This is a genomic window from Photorhabdus kleinii, from assembly GCF_025384885.1.
In the GTDB taxonomy this organism is placed as follows: Bacteria; Pseudomonadota; Gammaproteobacteria; order Enterobacterales; family Enterobacteriaceae; genus Photorhabdus; species Photorhabdus kayaii.
Window position 1 is genome coordinate 1 of the sequence record NZ_JAJAFY010000124.1, and the last position, 1,507, is coordinate 1,507.

Annotated in this window: 2 protein-coding genes; both read right to left on the reverse strand. The window is 44.9% G+C overall.

Annotated features, from left to right (window positions below; genetic code table 11):
• Window positions 1–31: 31 nt before the first annotated feature.
• Complete coding sequence (locus tag LG003_RS22885) at window positions 32–283, reverse strand: ogr/Delta-like zinc finger family protein (RefSeq protein WP_112876972.1); 252 nt, start codon at window positions 281–283, stop codon at window positions 32–34.
• Between the two features lie 46 nt (window positions 284–329).
• The gene (locus LG003_RS22890; protein ID WP_112876971.1) at window positions 330–1,487 is read right to left on the reverse strand and encodes a phage late control D family protein; all 1,158 of its coding nucleotides are present in this window, start codon (window positions 1,485–1,487) and stop codon (window positions 330–332) included.
• Window positions 1,488–1,507 lie beyond the last annotated feature (20 nt).

The following is a 1,507-nucleotide window of genomic DNA, read 5'->3' on the forward strand; positions in this document are numbered from 1 at the left end:
TTCGGGGTTTATTTTCTTGCTTACAGTAGAGCTAAAAACCAAAACCTATTTGCTCATCACCGTAGTGACTTGCCGGGAATGCCATTTTTGGTAATTTGAATTCTGGCGGTAATTCATGTTGATTGGGTGTACAGAGATAGCGTTCAACGGTTGTAATGGTTGTAAATGTACAGCCGCATAGCAGATTTTGGCATTGATGATAGCTGCGACGAGTTTCTTCACTCATCATTTCACTTGTGCGGGTCTTTGCTACAGCATTGCAGCGGGGACATATAAACGCCATGATATTAGCCCTCTAATCTAAAAGGGGTTTGCTTAATATAAGCATATCACGACTTGTGACTATTTTTGCTATTTTCGTCAGCCACGCTCATTTCTGTATTCTTAATTTTTAATTCAAGTTCCAGTGAAGTTGTATAACCACTGTCACCGATGTTGTGCCCCACTCTTGTTATTACCCACTCAGAGGAGTCAATCACTGTCTTAAAACCAATCACTTGCGCATAGAGATCCGGATAGAGATCTGGGCGGCCCCTTGCCAGTGTGATACTAAATTCGGCGGCTCCTCGTTGCAAAGTGGCCCATTTCGCCGCGGCAGCACGGCGGGCTATACGTTCTGTCTTGAATGTCTGACGCATCACATACACATTTCCCTCTGCACCTTCTAAATAATCGCCCTCTTTTTTGCTTGATTTATTTGATGCTGTTGCCTTGGTTTTTGTTTTTGTGGATTGGTCAGGCTGACTTTTACGCTTCATTGTTGTTGCGGGTTTTTTACCAAAGTTTAAATCCAACCAATAAGCCTTAACGCCGGTGTAAGCATCTCTATCAGCCAGGCTAAAATTATGCTTATCCCCAGATTCACGTTTGAGAGTAACAACCGGCAAGGGCTTACCGCTGCGTGAAACGCCCTGGCCGGGTACAATGAACAGCAACATACCGTTTTTGATTGTCGCAATTGCGCCGAGCATTTCAGCCATCCGGCCCAAAAAACTAATGTCAGACTCATTGGTTTGGTCGGCGTGGTCAATCTCAATATTCATCAATTGACGACTGACGCCGGGCTTTAAATTGTATCTGCCAGCAATCGCACTGACGACTTTTGCAACCGTGATATCGTGCCAGCTGTACTCTCGTTTGACATTGAATTCTTGTCTAAAGTCTGCAGACCTGGCGGTCACAGTTAATTGGTCCGGGGGACCGCTGTGACTAATTTCATCAACTGTAAAAAAACCTTTGTGAATAAGGGGTTCTCCCTGCCAGCCAATTGCAACAGAAATCTCGACGCCGCGTGGCGGTAATGCAACTTTACCGTCTGAGTCGTCAATGACCAACTCAAGCGTATCTGCTTCAAACCCCCGATTATCCGTTAGTGATAGTGAAATCAGCCGGTCATTCAGTGTTGTGATTTGCTGACCGCCAATCATTAGATCAAAAGCAGGCTGCTTGACGTATTCACTCGCCATTAAATTATCAAGAAAACTCATCACCCACCCAGTACCGATTT